General features: G+C 71.3%; 20 protein-coding genes and 1 riboswitch. Of the genes, 18 read left to right on the plus strand and 2 right to left on the minus strand.

All coding sequences use genetic code 11. The features are described from left to right. The first annotated feature begins 92 nt into the window (after positions 1 to 92). On the plus strand, positions 93 to 881 hold the full coding sequence (locus HNR57_RS19905; protein WP_033312060.1) for an ABC transporter ATP-binding protein: 789 nt from the start codon (positions 93 to 95) through the stop codon (positions 879 to 881). After that, a complete protein-coding gene (locus HNR57_RS19910; RefSeq protein ID WP_184561348.1) occupies positions 878 to 3457 on the plus strand; it encodes an ABC transporter permease in 2580 nt (859 codons plus the stop codon). Before HNR57_RS19905 ends, HNR57_RS19910 begins: the two co-directional genes overlap by 4 nt. A gap of 216 nt (positions 3458 to 3673) precedes the next feature. On the opposite strand, the gene HNR57_RS19915 is transcribed toward HNR57_RS19910, so the two are convergent. After that, positions 3674 to 5101: a DUF2079 domain-containing protein gene (locus tag HNR57_RS19915; RefSeq protein ID WP_184561349.1), complete on the minus strand. Its 1428-nt coding sequence runs from the start codon at positions 5099 to 5101 to the stop codon at positions 3674 to 3676. 322 nt (positions 5102 to 5423) lie between these two features. Between HNR57_RS19915 and mfd the strand changes: the two genes are divergently transcribed. Then, positions 5424 to 8957: a transcription-repair coupling factor gene (gene mfd, locus HNR57_RS19920; RefSeq protein WP_184561350.1), complete on the plus strand. Its 3534-nt coding sequence runs from the start codon at positions 5424 to 5426 to the stop codon at positions 8955 to 8957. A gap of 78 nt (positions 8958 to 9035) precedes the next feature. Here mfd and HNR57_RS19925 read toward each other — a convergent pair whose 3' ends face one another. Next, positions 9036 to 9221, minus strand: a complete 186-nt coding sequence (locus HNR57_RS19925; RefSeq protein ID WP_184561351.1) for an antitoxin — start codon at positions 9219 to 9221, stop codon at positions 9036 to 9038. 162 nt (positions 9222 to 9383) lie between these two features. On the opposite strand from HNR57_RS19925, the gene HNR57_RS19930 reads away from it, so the two are divergent. From HNR57_RS19930 to HNR57_RS20000, 15 genes are all read left to right on the plus strand, one after another. Then, on the plus strand, positions 9384 to 10160 hold the full coding sequence (locus HNR57_RS19930) for an HNH endonuclease family protein (RefSeq protein WP_313674136.1): 777 nt from the start codon (positions 9384 to 9386) through the stop codon (positions 10158 to 10160). Positions 10161 to 10345: 185 nt separating this feature from the next. After that, positions 10346 to 11092, plus strand: a complete 747-nt coding sequence (locus tag HNR57_RS19935) for a GNAT family N-acetyltransferase (RefSeq protein WP_184561352.1) — start codon at positions 10346 to 10348, stop codon at positions 11090 to 11092. A gap of 155 nt (positions 11093 to 11247) precedes the next feature. After that, entirely contained in the window at positions 11248 to 11883 is a 636-nt protein-coding gene (locus HNR57_RS19940; RefSeq protein ID WP_184561353.1) for a hypothetical protein, read from the plus strand. 38 nt (positions 11884 to 11921) lie between these two features. Next, complete coding sequence (locus HNR57_RS19945) at positions 11922 to 13418, plus strand: serine/threonine-protein kinase (protein ID WP_221342779.1); 1497 nt, start codon at positions 11922 to 11924, stop codon at positions 13416 to 13418. Positions 13419 to 13560: 142 nt separating this feature from the next. Then, entirely contained in the window at positions 13561 to 14208 is a 648-nt protein-coding gene (locus HNR57_RS19950; protein WP_184561355.1) for a SurA N-terminal domain-containing protein, read from the plus strand. 130 nt (positions 14209 to 14338) lie between these two features. Further along, a complete protein-coding gene (locus HNR57_RS19955; protein ID WP_184561356.1) occupies positions 14339 to 15358 on the plus strand; it encodes a nucleoside triphosphate pyrophosphohydrolase in 1020 nt (339 codons plus the stop codon). 113 nt (positions 15359 to 15471) lie between these two features. Further along, a complete protein-coding gene (locus tag HNR57_RS19960) occupies positions 15472 to 16770 on the plus strand; it encodes a cytochrome P450 family protein (protein WP_184561357.1) in 1299 nt (432 codons plus the stop codon). Between the two features lie 121 nt (positions 16771 to 16891). Beyond that, positions 16892 to 17845, plus strand: a complete 954-nt coding sequence (locus tag HNR57_RS19965) for a LysM peptidoglycan-binding domain-containing protein (protein WP_184561358.1) — start codon at positions 16892 to 16894, stop codon at positions 17843 to 17845. Positions 17846 to 18073: 228 nt separating this feature from the next. Beyond that, positions 18074 to 18240, plus strand: a riboswitch (cyclic di-AMP (ydaO/yuaA leader). Positions 18241 to 18244: 4 nt separating this feature from the next. Further along, positions 18245 to 18934 (plus strand): LysM peptidoglycan-binding domain-containing protein, encoded by a 690-nt coding sequence (locus tag HNR57_RS19970; RefSeq protein ID WP_184561359.1) that lies wholly within the window; start codon positions 18245 to 18247, stop codon positions 18932 to 18934. Positions 18935 to 19205: 271 nt separating this feature from the next. Next, positions 19206 to 20486, plus strand: coding sequence for a phosphopyruvate hydratase (eno, locus tag HNR57_RS19975; RefSeq protein ID WP_106974449.1), 1281 nt, complete (start codon positions 19206 to 19208; stop codon positions 20484 to 20486). A 106-nt stretch (positions 20487 to 20592) separates the two neighbouring features. Next, positions 20593 to 21069 carry an FtsB family cell division protein gene (locus HNR57_RS19980; RefSeq protein WP_184561360.1) on the plus strand — a complete coding sequence of 159 codons (477 nt, stop codon included), beginning with the start codon at positions 20593 to 20595 and terminating at the stop codon, positions 21067 to 21069. A 47-nt stretch (positions 21070 to 21116) separates the two neighbouring features. Beyond that, positions 21117 to 21647 carry a DUF501 domain-containing protein gene (locus HNR57_RS19985; protein ID WP_184561361.1) on the plus strand — a complete coding sequence of 177 codons (531 nt, stop codon included), beginning with the start codon at positions 21117 to 21119 and terminating at the stop codon, positions 21645 to 21647. Continuing rightward, complete coding sequence (locus HNR57_RS19990) at positions 21644 to 22585, plus strand: Ppx/GppA phosphatase family protein (RefSeq protein WP_184561362.1); 942 nt, start codon at positions 21644 to 21646, stop codon at positions 22583 to 22585. The genes HNR57_RS19985 and HNR57_RS19990 overlap by 4 nt, the downstream gene beginning before the upstream one ends. A gap of 419 nt (positions 22586 to 23004) precedes the next feature. Further along, positions 23005 to 24393, plus strand: coding sequence for an NAD(P)/FAD-dependent oxidoreductase (locus HNR57_RS19995; RefSeq protein ID WP_161364351.1), 1389 nt, complete (start codon positions 23005 to 23007; stop codon positions 24391 to 24393). Between the two features lie 169 nt (positions 24394 to 24562). Next, positions 24563 to 25870, plus strand: coding sequence for a class I SAM-dependent methyltransferase (locus HNR57_RS20000; protein ID WP_184561363.1), 1308 nt, complete (start codon positions 24563 to 24565; stop codon positions 25868 to 25870). The last annotated feature ends 64 nt before the right edge of the window (positions 25871 to 25934 follow it).

The raw sequence follows: 25934 nt of genomic DNA on the forward strand, positions 1-25934 counted from the left end.
CGTCGGACCGGTTCCTGGTCCGGCACCGCGCACGACGGCTGCCGACCAGGCGACCGCCTTCACCATTTGCTGACCGATATAGGAGACATACCGTGACTTCGGCTGTGACCATTCCCAGGCACGGGGGTACTGGAGGGCGAACGGCCGTTGCCGCGCGGGCGCGGCAGGTCGTGAAGGCGTACGGATCCGGTGAGACCCGCGTCGTCGCCCTCGACCACGTCGACGTGGACATCGCACGCGGCCAGTTCACCGCGATCATGGGCCCCTCGGGGTCCGGCAAGTCCACGCTCATGCACTGCCTCGCCGGGCTCGACACCGTGACGGGCGGCCAGATCTACCTCGACGAGACCGAGATCACCGGTCTGAAGGACAAGAAGCTCACGCGGCTGCGCCGGGACCGGATCGGGTTCATCTTCCAGGCGTTCAACCTCTTGCCGACGCTGAACGCGATCGAGAACATCACCCTGCCGATGGACATCGCGGGCCGCAAGCCGGACAAGGAGTGGCTGACGCGGGTCGTGGAGACCGTCGGGCTCGCCGACCGGCTCAAGCACCGGCCCACCCAGCTCTCCGGCGGCCAGCAGCAGCGCGTCGCCGTGGCGCGGGCGCTCGCCGCCCGGCCCGAGATCATCTTCGGGGACGAGCCGACCGGAAACCTCGACTCCCGCGCCGGCGCCGAGGTCCTCGGCTTCCTGCGCCGGTCGGTCGACGAGCTGGGCCAGACCATCGTGATGGTCACTCACGACCCGGTGGCCGCCAGTTACGCGGACCGGGTGCTGTACCTCGCCGACGGCCGCATCGTCGACGAGATGTTCAAGCCGACCGCGGAGGCCGTCCTCGACCGCATGAAGGACTTCGACGCCCGGGGGCGCACGTCATGACCGTCATGAAGACCTCGATGCGCAACTTCCTCGCGCACAAGGGGCGGATGGCGCTCTCCGCGGTCGCCGTCCTGCTGTCGGTCGCCTTCGTCTGCGGCACGCTCGTCTTCACGGACACCATGTCGACCACGTTCGACAAGCTCTTCGCCGCCACCTCCTCCGATGTGACGGTGAGCGCCAAGGGCGCCTCCGACAGCGGTGAGACGACCGCGGACAACGGCAAGCCGCCGGTCATGCCGGCCTCCGTGCTGGGCGAGGTCCGCAAGGCCCAGGGCGTGAAGTCCGCCGAGGGCGCGGTGTTCTCCACCTCGGTGACGGTCGTCGACGCCGACAAGGACAACCTGTCGCCCTCCAGCGGCGCCCCGACCATCGTCGGCAGCTGGAACGCCAACGAGGCCCGCACCATGAAGATCACCTCCGGTGCGGCTCCCAAGGGCGCCGACCAGATCATGGTCGACGCCGACACCGCCGACAAGCACGACCTGAAGCTCGGCGACGAGATCGGCGTCATCAGCGCCATCGGCACCCACACCGCGAAGATCTCCGGCATCGCCGACTTCACCGTCACCAACCCCGGCGCCGCGATCTTCTACGTCGACACGAAGACCGCCCAGCAGACCCTGGTCGGCGAGAGCGACGTCTACACCAACGTCAACGTCACCGCGGCCGCCGGTGTCAGCGACGCACAGCTGAAGAACAACGTCACGGCCGAACTCGGCGGTGGCTACCAGGTGAAGACGGCCAAGGAGACCGCCGACGCCAACCAGAAGGACGTCGAGGGCTTCATGAACGTCATGAAGTACGCGATGCTCGGCTTCGCCGGGATCGCCTTCCTGGTCGGCATCTTCCTGATCATCAACACCTTCTCCATGCTGGTCGCCCAGCGGACCCGGGAGATCGGCCTGATGCGCGCCATCGGCTCCTCCCGCAAGCAGGTCAACCGCTCGGTGCTGGCCGAGGCGCTGCTGCTCGGTGTCGTCGGCTCGGTGCTCGGCGTCGGCGCGGGCGTCGGCCTCGCCGTGGGCCTGATGAAGGTCATGGGCACGGTGGGCATGGAACTGTCCACCGACGACCTCACGGTGGCCTGGACGACTCCGGTGGTCGGCCTCGTCCTCGGTGTGATCGTCACCGTGCTGGCCGCCTACCTGCCCGCCCGGCGCGCCGGCAAGATCTCCCCGATGGCCGCCCTGCGCGACGCGGGAGCCCCCGCGGACGCCAAGGCCGGCTGGATCCGCGCCGCGATCGGCACGGTCCTCACCGGGACCGGCGGCTTCGCCCTCTACCTGGCGTCGGCGGCCGACAAGGCCAAGGACGGCTCCCTGTGGCTCGGCCTCGGCATCGTGCTGTCGCTGATCGGCTTCGTCGTCATCGGCCCGCTGCTCGCCGGCGCCGTGGTCCGCGTCCTGGGCGCAGTGCTGCTGCGCATGTTCGGCCCCGTCGGCCGCATGGCCGAGCGCAACGCCCTGCGCAACCCGCGCCGCACCGGTGCGACGGGCGCCGCCCTCATGATCGGCCTGGCCCTGGTGGCGTGCCTGTCCGTGGTCGGCTCCTCCATGGTGGCGTCCGCCACCGACCAGCTCGACAAGACCGTCGGCACGGACTTCATCATCCAGTCCGACCGCGGCCAGCTGATCACCCCGCAGGCCGTCAAGGCCGCCAAGTCGGCGCCGCACGTCGAGCGCGTCACCGAGTACAAGTTGACCCAGGCCGACTTCACCACCCCGGACGGCAAGACGCTCAAGGACACGGCGATCACGGCGGCCGACCCGTCGTACGCGACGGACCTGCGCACCGAGACGGTCGCCGGCAAGCTCCCCGACGCCTACAAGCCCGACTCGATGTCGGTCCACGAGAAGTTCGCCGAGGACCACGGCATCAGCCTCGGGTCCAAGATCAAGGTCGCCTTCAAGGACGGTTCCGCGGCCGACCTGACGGTCCGGGCGATCACCAGCAGCGACGTCGTGATCGACGCGGGAGCGATGTACACCTCCATCTCGACGGTGGCCAAGTACGTCCCGGCCGACAAGATGCCGCTGGACGCGCTGGTCTTCGCCAGCGCCAAGGAGGGGCAGCAGGACGCCGCCTACAAGTCCCTGAAGTCGGCGCTGCACGACTACCCGCAGTACATCGTGCGCGACCAGACCGACTACAAGGACGCCCTGAAGGACCAGATCGGCCAGCTGCTCAACATGATCTACGGCCTGTTGGCCCTGGCGATCATCGTCGCCATCCTGGGCGTCGTGAACACCCTGGCCCTGTCGGTGGTGGAGCGCACCCGGGAGATCGGCCTGATGCGGGCCATCGGCCTCTCGCGCCGCCAGCTGCGCCGCATGATCCGCATGGAGTCGGTCGTCATCGCCCTCTTCGGTGCCCTGCTGGGTCTCGGACTGGGCATGGGCTGGGGCGCCACGGCACAGCAACTGCTCGCCCTGGAGGGCCTCGGGGTCCTGGACATCCCCTGGCCGACGATCATCGGCGTCTTCATCGGCTCGGCGTTCGTGGGCCTGTTCGCCGCCCTGATCCCGGCGTTCCGGGCAGGCCGGATGAACGTCCTGAACGCGATCGCCACCGAGTAGCCGGAGCCGCCGAGACCACCGCACACGGGGGTTGCGGGGGACGGGCCCGCCCCGGAGGACTTGACCTCCGGGGCGGGCCCGACGGCTTGCCGGAGTGGGCGGGTGTGTGGCGGGCCTCGCCGGCGGGAGGCGGGCCGGCCAGGCGCCCTCGGCCCGACGCACGGACGCGTCAGGCCCCGGCCGTCACCGTTCGGTGCGTCAGTCGGGCCCCGGCCGTCACCGTTCGTGCTCGAGAACCACGTACCCGGCTGCCTCGCCCGCTACGGCGTACTCGGCGAGGGGGTGCAGCGTCCGGGCGTAGCCCACGGGGTCGCGATACCTGCCGTCGGTGTTCTCCAGGGCGATGTACTCCGGCAGGACGCCCCGGGTGTCGCCGAGCCAGAAGACCTGGCAGCGCGACGTGAGGCGGCTGATCGGGCCGATGTTGGCCTCGACGGCGGCACGGTCGGGAATCCGCGCCAGCAGCCCTTCCACGTCGGACACCGCGGCCGGCCTGCGATAGACCTCGGCCTCGGTGAGCTGCGCCAGCGGCAGTGACGTGGTCAGCGCCAGTGCCGCCGCGGCGACGGCGGCCGGCAGGTGGGCGGCGTACGAACGCAGCCACGCGCGCGTGCTGCGGCGCACGGCCGGGAGCGCGTCGGCGAGGGCCAGGAAGACGACCGGCATCAGGACCGCGCTGTAGTGCCAGTCGGTGCCCCAGTAGTGCTCGTCGCCGGAGAGGAACCGCCAGCCGAGCGTCGGCAGCGCGACCAGCAGCAGCGGGGAGCGCAGGGCGAGCAGGCCCGAGGTCGGGACCAGCAGCCAGGCGAGCGTGCGCAGTTTGCTGCCGGCGCCGTCGAAGGGGCTGCCCGCATCGCTGACCTTGGTCCAGTAGTCGTAGCCGCCCGAGGTGTTGAACGACGGGACGACCACCGTCAGGACGAGCACGGTCGCCACCAGGCCGAACACCGCCCCGCCGAGCGCGTACCGCACCGTCCGCGGCGACGAACCGCGCGCCCGCCAGGCGACGACGAGAGCGATCGCGGCCAGCGTCAGTCCCAGGTCCTCCTTCACCAGCACCAGGGGCAGCGCCCACCCCAGGGCCGCGCGGGGACGCCGCGTGAGGAGGGCCTCCAGGGAGAAGGCGACCAGCGGGACGGCGAAGCAGATCTCGTGGAAGTCGAAGTCGACGGCACGCTGGACGCCCCACGACAACCCGTACGCGAGACCCAGCGCGAGCCCGCGGCGAGGACCCAGGAGCCGGGTGGCGGCCCGCGTGACGGGCACGGCGGACAGCGCGAACAGCGCGGCCTGCGCGACCAGCAGCGTGGCCGGCGAGGGGAAGAGCCGGTACAGCGGCGCGAGCAGGGCGGTCACCGGGCTGAAGTGGTCACCGAGGATGACGAACCCCGGCCCCTTGAGGTCGGACACCGGCGCCCGCAGCTGCGCGTAGGCGCGCACGACCTGCTCGAAGATGCCCAGGTCCCAGGAGAGGGTGGCCATGTGCCGGTAGCGGCCGACGGAGACGACGGTGTAGGCGGCGAAGAGGACCGCCGCGAGGGCCCAGGGCTCACCTCGCGCGCGGCCGGGGGGCCGGTCACTCCGGGGGCGGGCGACCGGCGCCGGTATGCGGGGCTGTGAGACCTGGACGGTGGGGGCAGGCATGCCGTGCCTCAGGGGTGCGATGAACGGCCGGAAGGGCGTCCGACCGATCATGCCGGGGCGAAAACAACGGGTGGGGATGATGTTGTGAAGGTTGGGCGGCCGAATCCCCACTCGGCCGCCGGCGTGCCGCGGGAACCGGGCTTCCCGGCCGGCGCGCCCTCCGGGAGCCGCACCGGACGGCGCGGGTGTTCGCCCCGGGGAGAACGGGCGTTATCCACAGGCCCGCCGCGCGGGCGCGCATCATCGTACGCTGGAGACCCCCCGGCCCGCGGCGCGCGTCAGGCCCGTCGTCTTGCCCACCCCCCTGGACGGAAAGCCCCGAATGAGCCTGCACGGTCTGCTCGACGCCGTAGTCAAGGACGCCGCCCTCGCGGAAGCGATCAGGGCGGCCGCAGACGGCAACCGCATGCACGTCGACCTGGTCGGCCCCCCAGCCGCCCGCCCCTTCACGGTCGCCGCCCTCGCCCGTGAGACGGGCCGCCCGGTGCTGGCGGTCACGGCGACGGGCCGTGAGGCGGAGGACCTGGCCGCGGCCCTGCGCTCCCTCCTCCCGGCCGAGGGGGTCGTGGAGTACCCGTCCTGGGAGACGCTCCCGCACGAGCGGCTCAGCCCCCGCAGCGACACCGTCGGCCGCCGCCTGGCCGTGCTGCGCCGCCTGGCCCACCCCCGCCCCGACGACCCCGAGACCGGCCCGGTCTCGGTCGTCGTGGCGCCCGTCCGGTCCGTGCTCCAGCCGCAGGTCAAGGGCCTGGGCGACCTGGAGCCGGTCTCCCTGAGGCCGGGGCAGAGCGCCGACCTGGGCGAGATCGTCGAAGCGCTCGCGGCAGCGGCGTACGCGCGCGTGGAGCTCGTCGAGAAGCGCGGCGAGTTCGCCGTGCGCGGCGGCATCCTCGACGTGTTCCCGCCCACCGAGGAGCACCCCCTGCGCGTCGAGTTCTGGGGCGACGACGTCGAGGAGATCCGCTACTTCAAGGTCGCCGACCAGCGCTCCCTCGAAGTCGCCGAGCACGGCCTGTGGGCGCCGCCGTGCCGCGAGCTGCTGCTCACCGAGGACGTCCGCACGCGCGCGCGTGTTCTGGCCGAACAGCACCCCGAGCTCGGTGAACTGCTCGGCAAGATCGCCGAGGGGATCGCGGTGGAGGGCATGGAGTCCCTCGCGCCGGTCCTCGTCGACGACATGGAGCTGCTGCTCGACGTGCTGCCCAAGGGCGCCATGGCCGTGGTGTGCGACCCGGAGCGGGTCCGCACGCGCGCGTCGGACCTCGTGGCCACCTCGCAGGAGTTCCTGCAGGCCTCCTGGGCGGCCACCGCCGGTGGCGGCGAGGCCCCCATCGATGTCGGCGCGGCCTCCCTGTGGTCCATCGCGGACGTCCGGGACCGGGCCCGTGAGCTGGACATGATGTGGTGGTCGGTGTCGCCGTTCGCCGCCGACGAAGAGCTCGACGGGGACACCCTCAAGCTCGGCATGCACGCCCCGGAGACCTACCGCGGCGACACCGCCAAGGCCCTCGCCGACACCAAGGGCTGGCTCGCCGACGGCTGGCGCGCGGTGTTCATCACCGAGGGCCACGGCCCGGCGGCCCGCACGGTCGAGGTCCTCGGCGGCGAGGGCATCGCCGCCCGCCTGGACGGGGACCTCGCCGAGATCTCCCCCTCCGTCGTGCACGTGGCATGCGGCTCCATCGAGCACGGCTTCATCGACGAGACCCTCAGACTCGCCGTCCTCACCGAGACGGACCTGACGGGCCAGAAGGCGTCCGGCCGCGACGGCGCCCGCATGCCGGCCCGCCGCCGCAAGACCATCGACCCGCTCACCCTGGAGCCGGGCGACTACATCGTCCACGAGCAGCACGGCGTGGGCCGCTACATCGAGATGGTGCAGCGCACCGTGCAGGGCGCCACCCGCGAGTACCTGGTCGTCGAGTACGCCCCCGCCAAGCGCGGCCAGCCCGGCGACCGCCTCTACATCCCCACCGACCAGCTGGAACAGATCACCAAGTACGTCGGCGGCGAGGCCCCCACCCTGCACCGCCTCGGCGGCGCCGACTGGACGAAGACCAAGGCCCGCGCCAAGAAGGCCGTCAAGGAGATCGCCGCCGACCTCATCAAGCTGTACAGCGCGCGCATGGCCGCCCCCGGCCACGCCTTCGGTGCGGACACCCCCTGGCAGCGCGAACTGGAGGACGCCTTCCCCTACGCGGAGACGCCCGACCAGCTCACCACCATCGCCGAGGTCAAGGAGGACATGGAGAAGACGGTCCCGATGGACCGCCTGATCTGCGGCGACGTCGGCTACGGCAAGACCGAGATCGCGGTCCGCGCCGCTTTCAAGGCCGTCCAGGACGGCAAGCAGGTGGCCGTCCTGGTGCCCACGACCCTGCTGGTGCAGCAGCACTTCGGCACGTTCAGCGAGCGGTACGCGCAGTTCCCGGTGAGCGTGAAGGCCCTCTCCCGCTTCCAGACCGACACCGAGGCCAAGGCGGTCCTGGAGGGCCTGCGCGAGGGCTCGGTCGACATCGTCATCGGCACGCACCGGCTGTTCTCGTCCGAGACCAAGTTCAAGGACCTGGGCCTGGTCATCGTCGACGAGGAGCAGCGCTTCGGCGTCGAGCACAAGGAGCAGCTGAAGAAGCTCCGGGCCAACGTCGACGTGCTGACGATGTCCGCGACCCCCATCCCCAGGACGCTGGAGATGGCGGTCACCGGCATCCGCGAGATGTCGACGATCACCACCCCGCCGGAGGAGCGCCACCCGGTGCTGACCTTCGTCGGCCCCTACGAGGAGAAGCAGATCGGCGCCGCGATCCGCCGTGAGCTGCTGCGCGAGGGCCAGGTCTTCTACATCCACAACCGCGTCGAGTCGATCGACCGCGCGGCGGCCCGGCTGCGCGAGATCGTCCCCGAGGCGCGCATCGCCACCGCCCACGGGCAGATGTCGGAGTCGGCGCTGGAGCAGGTCGTCGTCGACTTCTGGGAGAAGAAGTTCGACGTGCTGGTGTCCACGACGATCGTGGAGTCCGGCATCGACATCTCCAACGCCAACACCCTGATCGTGGAGCGCGGCGACAACTTCGGCCTGTCCCAGCTGCACCAGCTGCGCGGCCGGGTGGGCCGGGGCCGCGAGCGCGGCTACGCCTACTTCCTGTATCCGCCGGAGAAGCCGCTGACCGAGACCGCGCACGAGCGGCTCGCGACCATCGCGCAGCACACGGAGATGGGCGCCGGTATGTACGTGGCCATGAAGGACCTGGAGATCCGCGGCGCGGGCAACCTCCTCGGCGGCGAGCAGTCCGGCCACATCGCGGGCGTCGGCTTCGACCTGTACGTGCGGATGGTCGGCGAGGCCGTCGCCGACTACCGGCGCCAGCTGGAGACCGGCGAGATCGAGGAGGAGCCGCCGCTCGAGGTCAAGATCGAGCTGCCCGTCGACGCGCACGTCCCGCACGACTACGCGCCGGGCGAGCGCCTCCGCCTCCAGGCCTACCGTGCCATCGCCTCCGCCAACTCCGAGGAGGACATCAAGGCGGTCCGCGAGGAGCTCGTCGACCGCTACGGCAAGCTGCCCGAGCCCGTGGAGAACCTGCTGCTCGTCGCGGGCCTGCGCATGTTCGCGCGCGCGTGCGGGGTCGGCGAGATCGTGCTGCAGGGCAACAACATCCGGTTCGCGCCGGTGGAGTTGCGCGAGTCGCAGGAGTTGCGGGTCAAGCGGCTGTACCCCGGGGTCGTCCTCAAGCCGGCGGTGCACCAGGTGCTGGTGCCGCGCCCGAAGACCGCGAAGGTGGGCGGAAAGCCGCTGGTCGGTCGCGAACTGCTGGCGTGGGTCGGGGAGTTCCTCACGTCGGTGCTCGGGTCCTGATCCGGAGTCCCGGACACGGCGAAGCCGTCCGCAGGAGATGCGTCCATGTCTCCGCGGACGGCCCCGGAGGCGGAGGCGTTACTGCTGTTCGGGCCGGTCGCGGTCGCGCTCCATGCCCAGCGAGCCCTCGACGCGCTGCTGGCCGGAGTCGACCCGGTCCTCGTACTTGCCGCCGGTCCTCTCGTTGATCCGCTGTTCCGCGGTGTCAGAGCCTTGCTTGCCCTTGTTCCGCGCCTGGCTCTTGAACTTGTCGAAGATGCCCATGCAAAGCTCCCTCCGGAGGTGACTCAGAACCGACGATACGCGCGAGATGTGAAGTATGCGCATTGAGGCCCGATGTGGTCTGAACCTCTTCCTCGCTACGGTGGGACCCGGCACGGGCCGCCCGTGCCGGAGCGGAACAGGCAGACGGAGGAGGGGCGCACGGTGAGGCGTCTGAGGGGCGGGGCGGCACTGGCCGTCGCGATGGTGTTCACCGGTTCGGCACTGGCCGGCTGCGAGGGCCTGGCCCCGCCCGCGGACGGCGGTGGAGCCTCCGCTTCGGGTGCCCCGGCCGCCGGCGACGGACGGGCCGCCAACCCGCTGGACAACCCGGACGGCACCAAACCGGGGCTGGCGGCGATCACCTCCCGCGCCGACAAGGAGAGGGCGCGTGCCCTGATCGAGAAGGTGGACACGAAGGGCCGCGGCCCCAGGACGGGTTATGAACGGGACGAGTTCGGCTACGCCTGGATGGACTCGGCGCCGCGCGACGTCCCCTTCTCCCGCAACGGCTGCGACACCCGCAACGACCTCCTCAAGCGGGACGGGGAAGACCTGCGCTTCCGGTCGGGATCGGACTGCGTCGTCACCGCGCTGACGCTGCACGACCCGTACACCGGGAAGTCGATCGAGTGGACCAAGTCCCATGCGATCAAGGTCCAGATAGACCACGTCATGCCGCTGTCGTACGACTGGCAGATGGGCGCCTCGCGCTGGACGAAGGACAAGCGGGAGTCCATCGCCAACGACCCGCTCAACCTCGTCCCGGTGGACGGACCGACCAACGGCTCGAAGGGGGACTCGGGTCCGGCGTCCTGGCTGCCGCCGAACAAGCGGATCCGCTGCGCCTACTCGGTGCGCTTCGCCCAGGTGTCGCTGAAGTACGAACTCCCCGTGACGGTTCCCGACAAGGACATGATGCTGAAGCAGTGCGGTGGGTAGGACCCGACCTGCCGATCAGGTGCTGAGGGGCGGGGAGTTGACGGATGCCGGTTGGACTCATCGCGCCGGCGCTCGGCGAGCCGGGTCTCACCGGGCGGCGGACCGCGTGCCCGCCCGGTGACCCGCTCCCGCTGCCGGGCCGTAATCCGGTTCCGGGTCTTCGCCCTCGTACCTACCCTGATCACATGCAGTTGAAGATATCGAGCCTCGCCGACCGCCCGGACATGCTGGAGCGGGTCGTCGGGATGGCGGACACCTGGCCGGAGTTCGTGATCCAGGACCTCGTGGGCGCCGCCCACTTCCCGCGCATCGCCGCCGAACTCCCGGAGTACGTCCTGTTCGCCGAGGACGAGCAGGGCGAGATCGTGGCGAACGCCTACAGCGTGCCGTTCGCCCTCGGCACCGAGCGCCGCGGCGGCCGGCTGCCGGGCAACGGCTGGGACGCGATGCTGGTGTGGGCCTTCTCCGACCTGCGGCGTGGCATCCGGCCCGACACGGTCAGCGCCGTTTCGGTCTCCATCGCACCGCGGGCACAGGGTCGCGGCCTGTCCGCGGTGATGCTCTCGGCCATGCGCGACAACGCCCGGGCCCGTGGCTTCCGCGAGGTCGTCGCCCCGGTCCGCCCCAACGCCAAGCACCTGGAACCCCGTACGCCGATGGAGGAGTACGCCCACCGCGTCCGCCCCGACGGCCTGCCCCAGGACCCTTGGCTGCGTGTGCACGCCCGGGCCGGAGCCACCATCGACTCGGTGGCACCGGCGTCCATGACGGTGTCCGCCCCGCTCGCGGACTGGCGCCGCTGGACGGGCCTGCCCTTCGACACCGACGGCGACGTCGAAGTGCCGGGCGCCCTGGTGCCGGTGCGCTGCGAGGTGGAGCGCGGGTACGCGGTGTACGTCGAGCCCAACGTGTGGATGCGGCACCCGTTGTAGGCAGTGGGGCGGGCTGTTCACACGAAGTGATCAGCATGACAACGGTTCGGTACAACCCGTGACCGGTTGTCCGTGTCGGGCTATACGCTCGGATTCCCCAACAGGGTCTGTCACTCGCACGTCCGTCCTCATCGGCCACCGGTCCAGGAGCAGTCATGTACGGCCACGGCGCGGCGCCGCCTCCCCGCAGCGCGGCAACGGTCATCTCCCTGCGCGTGCTGTTCGCAGCAGCCGGTTTCCTCACCTGCGGCGTGCTGGCCTGCGTACCGCTGTTCCGGGTGGCCGTGCTGCGCGGCCGGGCCCTGGACTGGACGCTGGCCTGGGTGAGCCTGCCGCTGTCCATCGCGTGCTTCGCCGTGATCGGCGCGCTGCCGGAGAGCGACTACCGGACCGACATCGCGCTGGCCGCGATCCTGCTCCTCGGAGCGGGCGCCGCCGTCTACTTCCTCGTCGTGGACATCGGCCACCACGGCGAGCAGCGGAGGTTCGCCGGCTACGCCTCGCCCCACGCATCGACCGTCGGGCACACCCCGTACGGCTACCCGCAGCACCCCGCGCCGCCGTACGCCCCGGCGTCCACGCCGGTGCCGCAGCCTCCCGCACCCCACACACCCACCCCCCGGGACGCCGCGCCCCCGGTCCCCGGCCCGATCCAGCCGCCCCCGTCCCCCCAGCGCCCCGCCCCGGCCCGTATCGACCAGGTCCGCGCCGAACTCGACGAGCTCAGCGACTACCTGCGCCGGCACGAGGGCGAAGCCCACCGGGACGGCGACCACGAGGACGGAAGGTGACGGCGGCGGCAGGACGAGTCGTCGCCGGCCGCTACGAACTGTCCACCGTCCTCGGGCAGGGCGGCATGGGCCAGGTGTGGACGGCGTACGACCAGCGGCTCGACCGGCGCGTGGCGGTGAAGCTGCTGCGCCCGGACAAGGTGGCCGGCCAGGACGCGGAGGAACTGCGCCGCCGTTTCGTGCGCGAGTGCCGGGTGACCGCGCAGGTCGACCACCCCGGCCTGGTCACCGTGCACGACGCCGGCAGTGAGGGCGAGGAGCTGTTCCTCGTCATGCAGTACATCGACGGCGCCGACCTCGCCGGGCACCTCGCCGAGCACGAGCCGTACCCCTGGCAGTGGGCGGTCGCGGTCGCCGCGCAGCTGTGCGCCGTGCTGAGCGCCGTGCACGCCGTGCCGATCGTCCACCGCGACCTCAAGCCGCGCAACGTCATGGTGAAGCAGGACGGCACGGTCACCGTGCTCGACCTCGGCGTCGCCTCCGTCATGGACGCCGACACCACCCGCCTGACCCACACCGGCACCCCCATCGGCTCGCCCGCCTACATGGCCCCGGAGCAGGCGATGGGCGGCGCGGTCGGCCCGTACACCGACCTGTACGCGCTCGGCGTGGTCCTGCACGAACTGCTCAGCGGCGACGTGCCCTTCTCCGGCTCCACGGCCCTCGGCGTCCTGCACCGCCACCTGTACGAGCCCCCGGTGCCCGTACGCCGCCTCCGCCCCGAAGTCCCCGAGGCCCTGGAGGCCCTCGTCCTGCGTCTCCTCGCCAAGGACCCGCAGCACCGGCCCGCCTCCGCGCAGGAGGTCTACGAGCACCTGGAGCTGCTCCTGCCCGCGCGCGGGACGCCCACCGGAGCGGCCCTGGATCCCACCCGCCCGTTCCTGCGCCCGCACGCCCCCTGGCCGGACCGCGCGCGCACCCCCGCGCCCCAGCCCACTCCGGCCACCCCCGTCACGGGGACGCCGGGGCAGACGGACATCGCCCGCGCCGTCGACGAGGTCAAACGGCTGCTCGGCGAGGGCCGTGTCACCCAGGCCGTCGACATCCTCGGGGCGATCCTGCCCGCCGCCGCCGAACAGCACGGCGCGCACTCCCCGGTGGTGCGCACCCTGCGCAAGCAGTACGCCGCCACGCTGCTGGACGACGGCCAGTACCGGCGCGCCCTGCCCGAGCTGCGCCGCCTCGCCGACGAACGTGCCGCCGAGGCGGGCCAGGCCGACCCGCAGGCCCTGCGCCACCGCTACGAGGCCGCCCAGTGCCTGGAACAGCTGGGCGAGCCGGCCGCGGCGCTCGCCGAGTACCGGGCCGTGCTGCCGTACTACGAGAACCAGTACGTCGCCGCCGGCGGCCCGGAGCTCGCGCACGACGTCCGCCGCCGCATCGGGCACCTGCTGCTCGCCCTCGGCGACCGCGGCGCCGCCCACGACACCCTGGCCCGGCTGCTGCACGACGTCGAACGCACCCACGGTCACGGCCACCCGCTCGGGGCGGAGATCCGCAGGACGCTCCAGTGGCTGGGGCAGGTCCGGGGCTGAGGACCGGTCCGCGGGCGGCGCGGCGGTGCCGGAAGTCCCGGTGAATCGTTGGTCGAATGGGTTGGCCAGAGCCTGCCCACTGCCTACCATCGATCACCGCAAGACCTTGTGCACCGTCGCACAATCTCCTCGGGAGGTCTCCTTGCACCGCCGCCGTCGCACCGCGCTCGTCCTCACCGCCGCGATCGCCGCCGCGGCGCCCCTGCTCACCGCCTGCGGGAACGACGCGCATCCCGGCGCGGCAGCCGTGGTGGGCGGCCAGCGGATCACCGTCTCCCAGCTCGACGAGCGGGTCGGCGAGGTACGCGCGGCCCAGCGGGCGGCCGTGCAGGACGAGGCCCAGTACCAGCAGGCCATCGCCAGAACCGGCACCCTCACGCGCGACACCCTGCAGACCATGGTCCTGGACCGGGTGCTGCACCGCGCCGCCGAGGACGCCGGTGTGACCGTCTCCCGCAAGGAGATCCAGGCGATGCGGTCCGGCCTGGAACAGCAGGCCGGCGGCGCCAAGGCGCTGGAGAGGACCTGGCTCCAGCAGTACGGCATCCCCCCGCAGCGCCTCGACGAGAACCTCCGCCTCCAGCTGGAGGCCCAGAAACTCGCCGAGAAGCTCGGCACGGACACCGGCCGCCCCGAGTTCTGGAAGGCCCTCTCCGAGGCCTCCAAGGACCTGAACATCGACCTCAACCCCCGCTACGGCACCTGGGACGTGCAGAAGAGCAGCCGCGCGGACGCCAAGACGCCATGGGTGCGGGACGTCACGACGGCACAGAACCAGCAGGGCATGTAGATCCCGCCGGGCCCGGCACCCCCTCCGGGCCCGCGGCCCGGCCAGGCCGCGCAGCCCAGCCAGGCCGCGGCCCGGCCAGGCCCTGTGGATAACTTCGGGCGCTGTCGGCGGCGTGGGATAGCTTCGAACCGTGAACGCCAACAGCCCCGAAGCCACCCCGGGCCCCGAGCGGACCGCTCCCGACGCGGCCGCCGCCCCCGGCCGCATCGTCCTGCTCACCACCAGCCACCGCGTCGCCCCCGGCCTGCTCTCCTGGCCCGCCTGGCAGGCACTGCGGGCGGCGGACCGGGTGCTGTGCGCGGACGGCGCCCATCCGCAGCTGCCGTATCTGCGCGAAGCGGGCATCACCGTCGCCGAGGCCTCCCCGTCCGCCCAGGAGCTGGTCGACGCCTGCGCCGGCGGACACACGGTGGTCGTGGTGGCGACGGGCGAGGGCGAACCGGTCCTGACGGACGGCCTGGCCCGCCTCGCCGGCAGCGGCCGTGTCGCCATGCCCGAGCTGGAGCTGCTGCCCGCCTCCTACGACCTTCCGGGCGCCCGGCTCCTCGACCTCGTCCAGGTCATGGACCGCATCCGCGCCGAGTGCCCCTGGTCCTCCCGGCAGACCCACGAGGGCCTGGCCAAGTACGGCATCGAGGAGGCGTACGAACTCGTCGAGGCGATCGAGGAGGGCGACCGCGACGAACTGCGCGAGGAGCTCGGCGACGTCCTGCTCCAGGTCGTGTTCCACGCCCGCATCGCCGAAGAGGCCCGCCCGGAGGACGGGGAGACCCCCTTCTCCATCGACGACGTGGCCGGCGGCATCGTCGCCAAGCTGATCCACCGCCACCCGCACGTCTTCGGAGATGCGACGGCCACGACCCCCGAGGAGGTCAAGGAGCACTGGCTGCGCACCAAGGCGGTCGAGAAACAGCGCACCTCGATCACCGAGGGCATACCCCTCGGCCAGCCCGGCCTGGCCCTCGCCGCCAAACTGGCCTCCCGTGTCCGCACGGCGAGCCTGGACGTACCGCTCCCGCCCGTCGAGGGCATCGGCTACGACCTCCTGGCCCTGGCCGTCCGCGCCGAGTCGGAGGGCGTCGACCCGGAGGCGGCCCTGAGAGCGGCGGCCCGCGCGTACCGGGACGCGATCAGGGACGCCGAGGGCTGAGCGGCCGGGGGGGCCGGCCCCTCCCGGGAGCCGGACGCCGCACGGCGGCCGGGGAGCTCGGCCCAGCCGTAGCGGAGGCAGGAGTGCCCACGGAAGCCGGATACGGTCGAGGCGTGACCGACCAGCCCCAGCCCAGCACACCCGCGACCGCTCCCGACCTCTTCACCTGGGAGTTCGCGAGCGACCCCTACCCCGCCTACGCCTGGCTCCGCGAGCACAGCCCCGTCCACAAGACGCGGCTCCCCAGCGGGGTGGAGGCCTGGCTGGTCACGCGGTACGCCGACGCCAAGCAGACGCTCGCCGACAACCGGCTCTCCAAGAACCCCGCGCATCACGACGAGCCGGCGCACGCCAAGGGCAAGACCGGGATCCCCGGCGAGCGCAAGGCCGAGCTGATGACGCATCTGCTCAACATCGACCCGCCGGACCACACCCGGCTGCGGCGGCTGGTGTCCAAGGCCTTCACCCCGCGCCGGGTCGCCGAGTTCGCGCCACGGGTGCAGGAGCTCACCGACACCCTCATCGACGGGTTCGCGCGGAAGGGATCCGCCGACCTGATCCACGACTTCGCCTTCCCGCTCCCCATCTACGCCATCTGCGACCTGCTCGGCGTCCCGCGCGAGGACCAGGACGACTTCCGCGACTGGGCGGGCATGATGATCCGTCACCAGGGCGGTCCCCGGGGCGGCGTGGCCCGGTCGGTGAAGAAGATGCGCGGCTACCTCGCCGACCTCATCCACCGCAAGCGCGAGGCGCTGCCCACCGAGCCCGCCCCCGGTGAGGACCTCATCTCCGGTCTCATCCGCGCCTCCGACCACGGTGAGCACCTCACCGAGAACGAGGCGGCGGCCATGGCCTTCATCCTGCTGTTCGCCGGTTTCGAGACCACCGTGAACCTCATCGGCAACGGCACCTACGCCCTGCTCACCCACCCCGGGCAGCGCGCCCGGCTCCAGACGTCCCTCGCGGCGGGGGAGAGGGGCCTCCTGGAGACCGGCGTCGAGGAACTCCTGCGCTACGACGGCCCCGTGGAGCTCGCCACCTGGCGCTTCGCCACCCAGCCCCTCACCCTCGGCGGGCAGCGCATCGAGGCGGGTGACCCCGTCCTCGTGGTCCTGGCCGCAGCGGACCGCGACCCGGAACGGTTCGCCGATCCGGACGCGTTGGACCTCGCCCGCCGTGACAATCAGCACCTCGGGTACGGCCACGGCATCCACTACTGCCTCGGAGCCCCGCTGGCCCGGCTGGAGGGCCAGACCGCGCTCGCCACGCTCCTGACCCGCCTCCCGGACCTGCGGCTCGCGGCGGACCCCGCCGAGCTGAGATGGCGCGGCGGCCTCATCATGCGGGGCCTGCGCACGCTGCCGGTGGAGTTCGCACCCGCCGGACGTGACGAAACATCAGAGCTGTGATCTTCACGTGATCTGCGCGGCATGAACTTGTGACAAGTGATCGACTGCCGATACGTTCACCCATCAACGCGGCGGGGAATCGCGCCGCGTCGGTCACTGCTGTCTCGTGAAAGGTCTCCGTATGCTCTCCGGGAACGGTCGGCACCGCCGCCCCCGCCAGGCTCCGGCACTCCTCGTGGCGGCCGGAGTGACCGGCTCCGCGATCGCGATCCCGCTCCTTGGGGCCTCCGGTGCCAGCGCGGCCGACGGCACGACCTGGGACCGGGTCGCGGACTGCGAGACCGGCGGCGCCTGGAGCCAGAACAGCGGCAACGGCTACTACGGCGGCCTGCAGTTGTCCCAGGACGACTGGGAGAAGCACGGCGGCCTCGACTATGCCGCGAGCGCCGACCTGGCCAGCCGCTCCCAGCAGATAGCCGTGGCCGAGAGAATTCTCGCCGACCAGGGGGTCGGCGCGTGGCGTACCTGCGGACTGCTCTCGGGGCTCCAGCAGGACGAGGGGTCGGAATCATCCGACTCGTCCGAATCCTCCGGTGAGGTGGACTCGCCCGGATTGCTCGACTCGCTGGGTTCGTCCCCTTCTGAGGGCTCTTCTTCCTCCCCGTCGCCCGACGCCTCGTCGCCGTCGGGGGATGAAACGGCCAAGTCCGACAAGTCGCCTGAATCGGATGACTCGTCGCGGGACCGGAAGCCCGGCGCCTCTCCGTCCGCCACCCCCGAGGGCGGCAAGTCGGATAAATCGCGGCAAGGTGACGACTCCTCGGCGTCGGCCGAGACCGGCTCCGGCCGTCATCGCGGCCCCAGTGCCGACGAAACCCAGGCGCCCGGGAGCGACGGTGCGCAGAAGTCCACGGGGCGTCACTCCGCGCCCGCTGACGAGAGTTCCGGCGACGCGTCCGAAGGTGCCTACATCGTGGGTGTCGGTGACAGTCTCTGGTCCATCGCCGACGCCCTTCGGGTCAGCGGCGGATGGCACGAGCTCTACGAGGGCAACGAGAAGGCGGTCGGCGCCGACCCGGACCTCATCCACCCCGGTCAGACGCTCGCGGTCGAGGGCGAAGCGGACGAGAAGTAGCTGTTCGGGCAGTGCGGAAACGGCGGTCGAAGTCGCCCCGAAACCGGGTGAGTTCACGTCACGTTTCGCGCCGAATGTCCCGTATGAGCCCGGTGAGAGATAGATCTCAGAAGCCCTGATCGTCTTTGAAATTCCGCGGATCGCGTGTCTACGGTCGTGACCGCTCGTCACCACGAGCCCCGGCTGCCGCAACGCCGAATCCTGCCAGCGGCCGTACGGGAACAGTCGTCGCGTCAAGCGCCGTAGGCAGGAGCGGGGGACCCAAGGTAGGTGCCCGACCGGCCGGTTGTGCCGGAAGGGCTTGGGGTGAAGCCGCGTCCCAGGAGGGGCGCGGCCGGGCAACTCAACCGGCCCGAACCCGACAGCTCACCTCGCAGGCGTCGGTGAGGGGATCTCTCCATGCTGTTTTCCGGCAAGGGCACGCACCGCCGTCCGTCCAAGGCCAGTCGCGCCATCGCCATCGCCGGTGTCACCGGCGCCGCCGTCGCCGCCCCGCTGATGGCGGCCGGCAACGCCTCCGCCGCCACCGCCTCCGAGTGGGACGCGGTCGCCCAGTGCGAGTCCGGCGGCAACTGGTCCATCAACACCGGCAACGGCTACTACGGCGGTCTGCAGTTCTCCGCCTCCACCTGGTCCGGCTACGGCGGCACCAAGTACGCCTCCACCGCCGACCAGGCCACCAAGGCGCAGCAGATCGAGATCGCCGAGAAGGTCCTCGCGAGCCAGGGCAAGGGTGCCTGGCCGGTCTGCGGCAAGGGCCTGTCGAGCGCCGCCTACACCGGTGGCGGCTCCAGCGACTCCGGCAGCTCCGCGCAGAGCCAGCAGAGCACCGAGTCCCGCGAGACCCAGCAGCAGCCCGCCTCCCGCTCCGACGAGCGCCCGGCGGCCAAGAAGACCGTCACCACCCCGACCGGCAAGAAGGTCGAGAAGGGTGACGGCGAGTACAAGGTCGTCAAGGGCGACACCCTGAGCTCGATCGCGGCCGAGGAGAAGGTCAAGGGCGGCTGGGAGAAGCTGTACCAGCTGAACAAGGACATCATCGACGATGCCAACCTCATCTACCCGGGCCAGCAGCTGCACCTGAAGTAAGCAGCGCCCCCCGGGCCCGCACAGGGCCCACCAGCTCCCGCTCCGGTGCGTCATCCCCCGTACGCACCGGAGCGGGGTTTTTTCTGCCGTACTTCGCGAACCGGCTTTGTTCCGTTCGGAAACAATTTACTCTCGGTTCTGTCCATGGGGTGGGCGACCCGGTGGCCGATCGCCCGGAGCCGGTTAGGCTCATGTCGCGAGCCACCGAGGCTCCGCACCTCGCCGGGCCCACGCGGCCCGCGTACCCGCGTCACATAAGAAGGAGATGCTCGTGCCGTCCATCGACGTCGTCGTAGCCCGGGAAATCCTGGACTCCCGAGGCAACCCCACGGTCGAGGTCGAGGTCGGCCTCGACGACGGCAGCACGGGTCGTGCCGCCGTCCCGTCCGGCGCCTCCACGGGCGCCTTCGAGGCCATCGAGCTCCGCGACGGCGACTCGAACCGCTACCTCGGCAAGGGTGTGGAGAAGGCCGTCCTCGCGGTCATCGAGCAGATCGGCCCGGAGCTCGTCGGCTACGACGCCACCGAGCAGCGCCTGATCGACCAGGCCATGTTCGACCTGGACGCCACCGACAACAAGGGCTCCCTCGGCGCCAACGCCATCCTCGGCGTCTCCCTCGCCGTCGCCCACGCCGCCTCCGAGGCCAGCGACCTGCCGCTGTTCCGCTACCTGGGCGGCCCCAACGCGCACCTGCTTCCGGTGCCGATGATGAACATCCTGAACGGCGGCTCGCACGCCGACTCCAACGTGGACATCCAGGAGTTCATGATCGCCCCGATCGGCGCGGAGTCCTTCTCCGAGGCCCTGCGCTGGGGCGCCGAGGTCTACCACACGCTGAAGAAGGTCCTGAAGAGCAAGGGCCTGGCCACCGGCCTCGGCGACGAGGGCGGCTTCGCCCCGAACCTCGGCTCCAACCGCGAGGCCCTCGACCTCATCCTGGAAGCGATCAAGGAAGCCGGTTACACCCCCGGCGAGCAGATCGCCCTCGCCCTCGACGTCGCCGCGTCCGAGTTCTACAAGGACGGCGTCTACACCTTCGAGGGCAAGGAGCGCTCGGCGGCCGAGATGACCGAGTACTACGCGGAGCTCGTCGACGCGTACCCGCTCGTCTCCATCGAGGACCCGCTGTTCGAGGACGACTGGGAGGGCTGGAAGACCATCACCGCCAAGCTCGGTGACAAGGTCCAGCTCGTCGGCGACGACCTGTTCGTCACCAACCCCGAGCGCCTCGCCCGCGGCATCGAGGAGGGCGCGGCCAACGCCCTGCTGGTCAAGGTCAACCAGATCGGTTCGCTGACCGAGACCCTGGACGCCGTGGAGCTGGCCCAGCGCAACGGCTTCAAGTGCATGATGTCCCACCGCTCCGGCGAGACCGAGGACGTCACCATCGCCGACCTGGCCGTCGCCACCAACTGCGGCCAGATCAAGACCGGTGCCCCGGCCCGCTCCGAGCGCGTCGCCAAGTACAACCAGCTGCTGCGCATCGAGGAGATCCTCGACGACGCCGCGGTGTACGCCGGCCGCAGCGCCTTCCCGCGCTTCAAGGGCTGACCCTCACCCGGGTAAGCCTGAGCCAGTCGTACGTACGTCCCCGTACCCGGTCCCGTACCGTGTCCGGGGACGTACGCGCGTATGACGGCGGAGCGGAGGCGGACACATGGCCGTGAAGGACCGGGACCGGTTCTCCACCGCGACCAGGATCCGGTTGCTCGGCGAGCAGACCGCGGCGCGGGTGTACCGCTCCCAGACCAGGCGCCAGGCCCGCCGCTCGCGGCTGACCGGCCGGGCCGCGCTGCTCGCCCTGGTGATGTGCTCGCTGATCGTGGCCCTGGCCTACCCGATGCGCGAGTACGTCTCGCAGCGCGCCGAGATCGACGACCTCCAGCGCGAACAGCGGCAGACCCGTGAGCGCGTCGAACGGCTGCGCGACCTGAAGGCACGCTGGCAGGACGACGCGTACGCCGAGCAGCAGATCCGGAAGCGGTTGCACTACGTCATGCCGGGGGAGACGGGCTTCATCGTCATCGACCCGCACGCGGCGAAGCAGTCGCGCACCGACCTGGGGGCGGCGGACCGCCCCTGGTACTCCAACGTCTGGGACGGCGTCGACAAGTCCGACGCCTCCGGCCAGTGACCTGGCCTCCCAGCCGGCGATCAGAGAAAGACAGCCTGAAGACAGTCATGGAAACGCCCCCGCCGACCACCCCGCGCACCGAGCCCACCGACGCGGACGTCGAGGCCTTCAAGCAGCAGCTCGGCCGGCCCCCGCGCGGTCTGCGCGCGATCGCCCACCGCTGCCCGTGCGGACAGCCGGACGTCGTCGAGACGGCCCCGCGGCTGCCGGACGGGACGCCGTTCCCCACGCTGTACTACCTGACGTGCCCGCGCGCCGCCTCGGCGATCGGCACGCTGGAGGCCAACGGCGTGATGAAGGAGATGACCGAGCGGCTGGGCTCGGACCCGGAGCTGGCGGCCGCGTACCGGGCCGCGCACGAGGACTACATCCGGCGCCGTGACGAGATCGAGGAGCTGAAGAACTTCCCGAGCGCGGGCGGCATGCCGGACCGGGTGAAGTGCCTGCACGTGCTGGTGGGCCACTCGCTGGCCGCGGGTCCCGGGGTGAACCCGCTCGGCGACGAGGCGATCGCGATGCTGCCCGAGTGGTGGCGCAAGGGCCCGTGCGTGACGGCCGTCGAGGAGGACGCCCAGTGACCCGTGTCGCCGCCGTGGACTGCGGTACGAACTCCATCCGGCTGCTGGTCGCCGACGCCGACCCCGCCACCGGTGAGCTGATCGATCTGGACCGCAGGATGACGATCGTGCGGCTCGGGCAGGGCGTCGACCGCACCGGCCGGCTCGCTCCCGAGGCGCTGCAGCGGACCTTCGCGGCGTGCCGCGAGTACGCCGGGATCATCAAGGAGCACGGGGCGGAGCGGCTGCGGTTCGTGGCGACCTCGGCATCCCGGGACGCCGAGAACCGGGACGACTTCGTGCGCGGTGTGCTGGACATCCTGGGCGTCGAGCCCGAGGTGATCTCCGGGGACCAGGAGGCCGCGTTCTCCTTCACCGGTGCCACCAAGGAGCTCGCAGGGGCCGACCACCTCCCCAAGCCCTACCTGGTCGTGGACATCGGCGGCGGCTCGACCGAGTTCGTCGTGGGCGGCGACCGGGTCCGCGCGGCCCGCTCGGTGGACATCGGCTGCGTCCGCATGACCGAGCGGCACCTCGTCCGGGACGGCGTGGTCAGCGACCCGCCCTCCACGGAGCAGATCGCGGCGATGCGGGCCGACATCGAGGCCGCCCTCGACCTCGCCGAGCAGACGGTCCCGCTGCGCGAGGCGCGCACGCTGGTCGGCCTCGCAGGTTCGGTGACGACCGTGTCGGCCATCGCCCAGGAACTGCCCGAGTACGACTCGCGGGCCATCCACCACTCCCGTGTCTCCCACGACCGGGTCCGCGAGATCACCGAGTGGCTGCTGCGCTCCACCCACGCCGAGCGCGCGGCCGTGCCCTCCATGCACCCGGGCCGGGTCGACGTGATCGGGGCGGGGGCCCTCGTCCTCCTGTCGATCATGGAGCGGATCGGCGCTCAGGAGGTCGTCGTGAGCGAGCACGACATCCTCGACGGCATTGCGTGGTCGGTCGCGTAGCCCGCTTCTGAGCAGGCATGGATCACGAATGAGCGTCTCCCGGGGGTCCGGACGACCCCCGGGAGACAGCCCGTCGGAAAAGTTCGTGAAGTTCTTCACAAGGAATTCGGCCCTCCCGGGCGAAGAGAGGGGTCCCGTTGACCCGTCCGGGGGCTGAACAGGCCCTTGAACATGTTCAGAAGCATGGTATGGAGGTGTCCGGGGAGAGGCTCGCGGTGACGCTCCGAAGGTCCTCACGGCGGCTCCTCGGGCACAGAGAGGCAGCTCACGCGCCATTGACAACCCTCCGCGGTGCATAAAGCGGCCCGGTTGTCACCATGACATGGATCACGCGGGTCGCGGAGGATAACACACACCCCACCCGAGCTTGTGAAGGGGCGCACGAGCCACCCCCCTGAGACGGGTGGATACTCGATGGCATGAGCACCACGGAGCGTCCCAGGATCCTCGTAGTAGGCGGTGGGTACGTAGGCCTGTACGCAGCTCGGCGCATCCAGAAGAAGATGCGCTACGGCGAGGCGACCGTCACGGTCGTCGACCCCCGGTCGTACATGACCTACCAGCCCTTCCTCCCCGAAGCCGCCGCCGGCAACATCTCCCCGCGCCACGTCGTCGTCCCGCTGCGACGCGTGCTGCCCAAGGCGGAGGTTCTCACCGGCCGGGTCACCACCATCGACCAGGACCGCAAGGTCGCCACGGTCTCCCCGCTGGTCGGCGAGGCCTACGAGCTGCCCTTCGACTACCTGGTGATCGCGCTCGGCGCGGTCTCCCGCACCTTCCCGATCCCCGGCCTCGCGGAGCAGGGCATCGGCATGAAGGGCGTCGAGGAGGCCATCGGCCTGCGCAACCACGTCCTCGAGCAGCTCGACAAGGCCGACTCCACCACCGACGAGGAGATCCGCCGCAAGGCGCTCACCTTCGTCTTCGTGGGCGGCGGTTTCGCCGGTGCGGAGACCATCGGCGAGGTCGAGGACATGGCCCGGGACGCCTCGAAGTACTACAAGAACGTGTCCCGTGAGGACATGCGCTTCATCCTGGTCGACGCCGCCGACAAGATCCTCCCCGAGGTCGGTCCCAAGCTCGGCAAGTACGGCAAGGAGCACCTCGAGGGCCGCGGCGTCGAGGTCTACCTGTCCACCTCCATGGACTCCTGCGTCGACGGCCACGTGGTGCTGAAGAACGGCCTGGAGGTCGACTCCAGCACCATCGTCTGGACCGCCGGCGTCAAGCCGAACCCGGCCCTGGCCCGCTACGGCCTGCCCCTCGGCCCCCGCGGTCACGTCGACTGCGAGCCGACCCTCCAGGTCAAGGGCACCGACTACATCTGGGCCGCCGGCGACAACGCCCAGGTCCCGGACCTCGTCGGCCGCAAGGCGGGCAACGAGAACGCCTGGTGCCCGCCGAACGCCCAGCACGCGCTGCGCCAGGCCAAGGTCCTCGGCGACAACGTCGTGTCCGGCATGCGGGGCTTCCCGCAGAAGGACTACGCCCACGCCAACAAGGGCGCGGTGGCCGGTCTCGGCCTCCACAAGGGCGTCGCGATGATCGTCATGGGCAAGATGAAGATCAAGCTCAAGGGCCGTCTCGCCTGGTACATGCACCGTGGCTACCACGGCCTGGCGATGCCGACCTGGAACCGCAAGATCCGCGTCTTCGCCGACTGGACCCTGGCGATGTTCCTCAAGCGCGAGGTCGTCTCGCTCGGCGCGATGGAGACGCCGCGCGAGGAGTTCTACGAGGCCGCCAAGCCGGCCCCGGTCGCCGCCGCGCCGAAGGAGAAGACCGAGGAGAAGGCCAAGGCCTCCTGACCTCCGGTCGGTCATCCGCCTGACGAAGGGCCTCCCGCCATCCGTGGTGCGGGAGGCCCTTCGGCGTGTTTTGCCCAGACATGACGCGTGCCGGGGACTGCGCCGAAGCCCCACAGGTGTTTACGTGGTGTCCGACATTCCGGGATTACCTGTCACGGAGGTGTACACCATGGCAGACGCCGCGCCGCGGCTGCAGGGCCTCTTCACACAGCTGCTGGGAGCACCGCTGCCGGTGCGCATCCACGCCTGGGACGGTTCGCAGGCCGGCCCGCCGGGCGCCCCGGCCCTGGTCGTACGCAACCGGCGAGCGCTGCGTCGCCTGCTGTGGAAGCCGGGCGAACTGGGCCTGGCCCGCGCCTGGGTGGCGGGGGACCTCGACATCGAGGGCGACCTCTACGCGGCCCTCGATCTGCTGGCGGGTCTCATCTGGGAGCGCGGCGAGGACGCCCGCACCCTCGCCCAGGCCCTGCGCGACCCCGAGGTCCGCGCCGCCGTCCGCGGGCTGGTCAGACTCGCCGGACCCCCGCTGCCGCCCGCCCCGCCCCGCGAAGAGGCCCGCAGCCCCCGCCGCCACCTGCACACCAAGCGCACCGACCGGCGCGCCATCAGCCACCACTACGACGTGGGCAACGACTTCTACGAGATCGTCCTCGGCCCGTCCATGGTGTACTCCTGCGCCTACTGGCCCACCCCGGACAGCACCCTCGAGCAGGCCCAGCGGGACAAGCTCGAACTCGTCTGCCGCAAGCTCGGTCTGAGACCCGGCCTGCGGCTCCTCGACGTCGGCTGCGGCTGGGGCTCGATGGCCATCCACGCCGCCCGCGAGCACGGCGTGCGCGTCGTCGGCGTCACGCTCTCGCAGGAGCAGGCCGCCTACGCCCGCAAGCGCGTCGCCGGCGAGGGCCTCACCGACAAGGTCGAGATCCGCGTCCAGGACTACCGCGACGTCCGCGACGGCCCCTATGACGCGATCTCCTCCATCGGCATGGCCGAACACGTCGGCGCCGAGCGGTACCTGGAGTACGCCGACGACCTGTTCAACCTGCTCAAGCCCGGCGGGCGGCTCCTGAACCACCAGATCGCCCGCCGCCCCCAGCGGGACGAGTCGTCGTACAGCGTCGACGCGTTCATCGACTCCTACGTCTTCCCCGACGGCGAGCTCCAGCCGATCGGCGGCACGGTGGCCCAGCTGGAGCGCGCCGGGTTCGAGGTGCGCGACGTCGAGGCGATCCGCGAGCACTACGCCCTCACCCTGCGCCAGTGGGTGTCCCGCCTGGAGGCCGACTGGCAGCGTGCCGCCCAGCTGGCCGGCCCCGGCCGGGCCCGCGTCTGGCGCCTGTACATGGCGGCGTCCGCGCTGGCCTTCGAACGCAACCGCATCGGCGTCAACCAGGTCCTGGCCGTCCGGACCCCGGAGTCGGGCGCCTCCGGGATGCCGTTGCGGGCCCGCACCTGGGGTGCGGCCGGCCGCGATTGACCCGTACCGACGGCAAGGGTCGGCTCCCCGCAGCGGGGGAGCCGGCCCTTCGGTGTGCCGCGGC

Origin of the sequence: Streptomyces paradoxus, assembly GCF_014202475.1 — a bacterium.
Classification (GTDB): Bacteria; Actinomycetota; Actinomycetes; order Streptomycetales; family Streptomycetaceae; genus Streptomyces; species Streptomyces paradoxus.

Coding starts and splice junctions, on each gene's coding strand:
- HNR57_RS19910 (WP_184561348.1), top strand. CDS start 878: ATGACCGTCATGAAGACCTCGATGCGCAACTTCCTCGCGCACAAGGGG.
- HNR57_RS19915 (WP_184561349.1), bottom strand. CDS start 5,101: ATGCCTGCCCCCACCGTCCAGGTCTCACAGCCCCGCATACCGGCGCCG.
- mfd (WP_184561350.1), top strand. CDS start 5,424: ATGAGCCTGCACGGTCTGCTCGACGCCGTAGTCAAGGACGCCGCCCTC.
- HNR57_RS19925 (WP_184561351.1), bottom strand. CDS start 9,221: ATGGGCATCTTCGACAAGTTCAAGAGCCAGGCGCGGAACAAGGGCAAG.
- HNR57_RS19935 (WP_184561352.1), top strand. CDS start 10,346: ATGCAGTTGAAGATATCGAGCCTCGCCGACCGCCCGGACATGCTGGAG.
- HNR57_RS19940 (WP_184561353.1), top strand. CDS start 11,248: ATGTACGGCCACGGCGCGGCGCCGCCTCCCCGCAGCGCGGCAACGGTC.
- HNR57_RS19965 (WP_184561358.1), top strand. CDS start 16,892: ATGCTCTCCGGGAACGGTCGGCACCGCCGCCCCCGCCAGGCTCCGGCA.
- HNR57_RS19970 (WP_184561359.1), top strand. CDS start 18,245: ATGCTGTTTTCCGGCAAGGGCACGCACCGCCGTCCGTCCAAGGCCAGT.
- HNR57_RS19980 (WP_184561360.1), top strand. CDS start 20,593: ATGGCCGTGAAGGACCGGGACCGGTTCTCCACCGCGACCAGGATCCGG.
- HNR57_RS19985 (WP_184561361.1), top strand. CDS start 21,117: ATGGAAACGCCCCCGCCGACCACCCCGCGCACCGAGCCCACCGACGCG.
- HNR57_RS19995 (WP_161364351.1), top strand. CDS start 23,005: ATGAGCACCACGGAGCGTCCCAGGATCCTCGTAGTAGGCGGTGGGTAC.
- HNR57_RS20000 (WP_184561363.1), top strand. CDS start 24,563: ATGGCAGACGCCGCGCCGCGGCTGCAGGGCCTCTTCACACAGCTGCTG.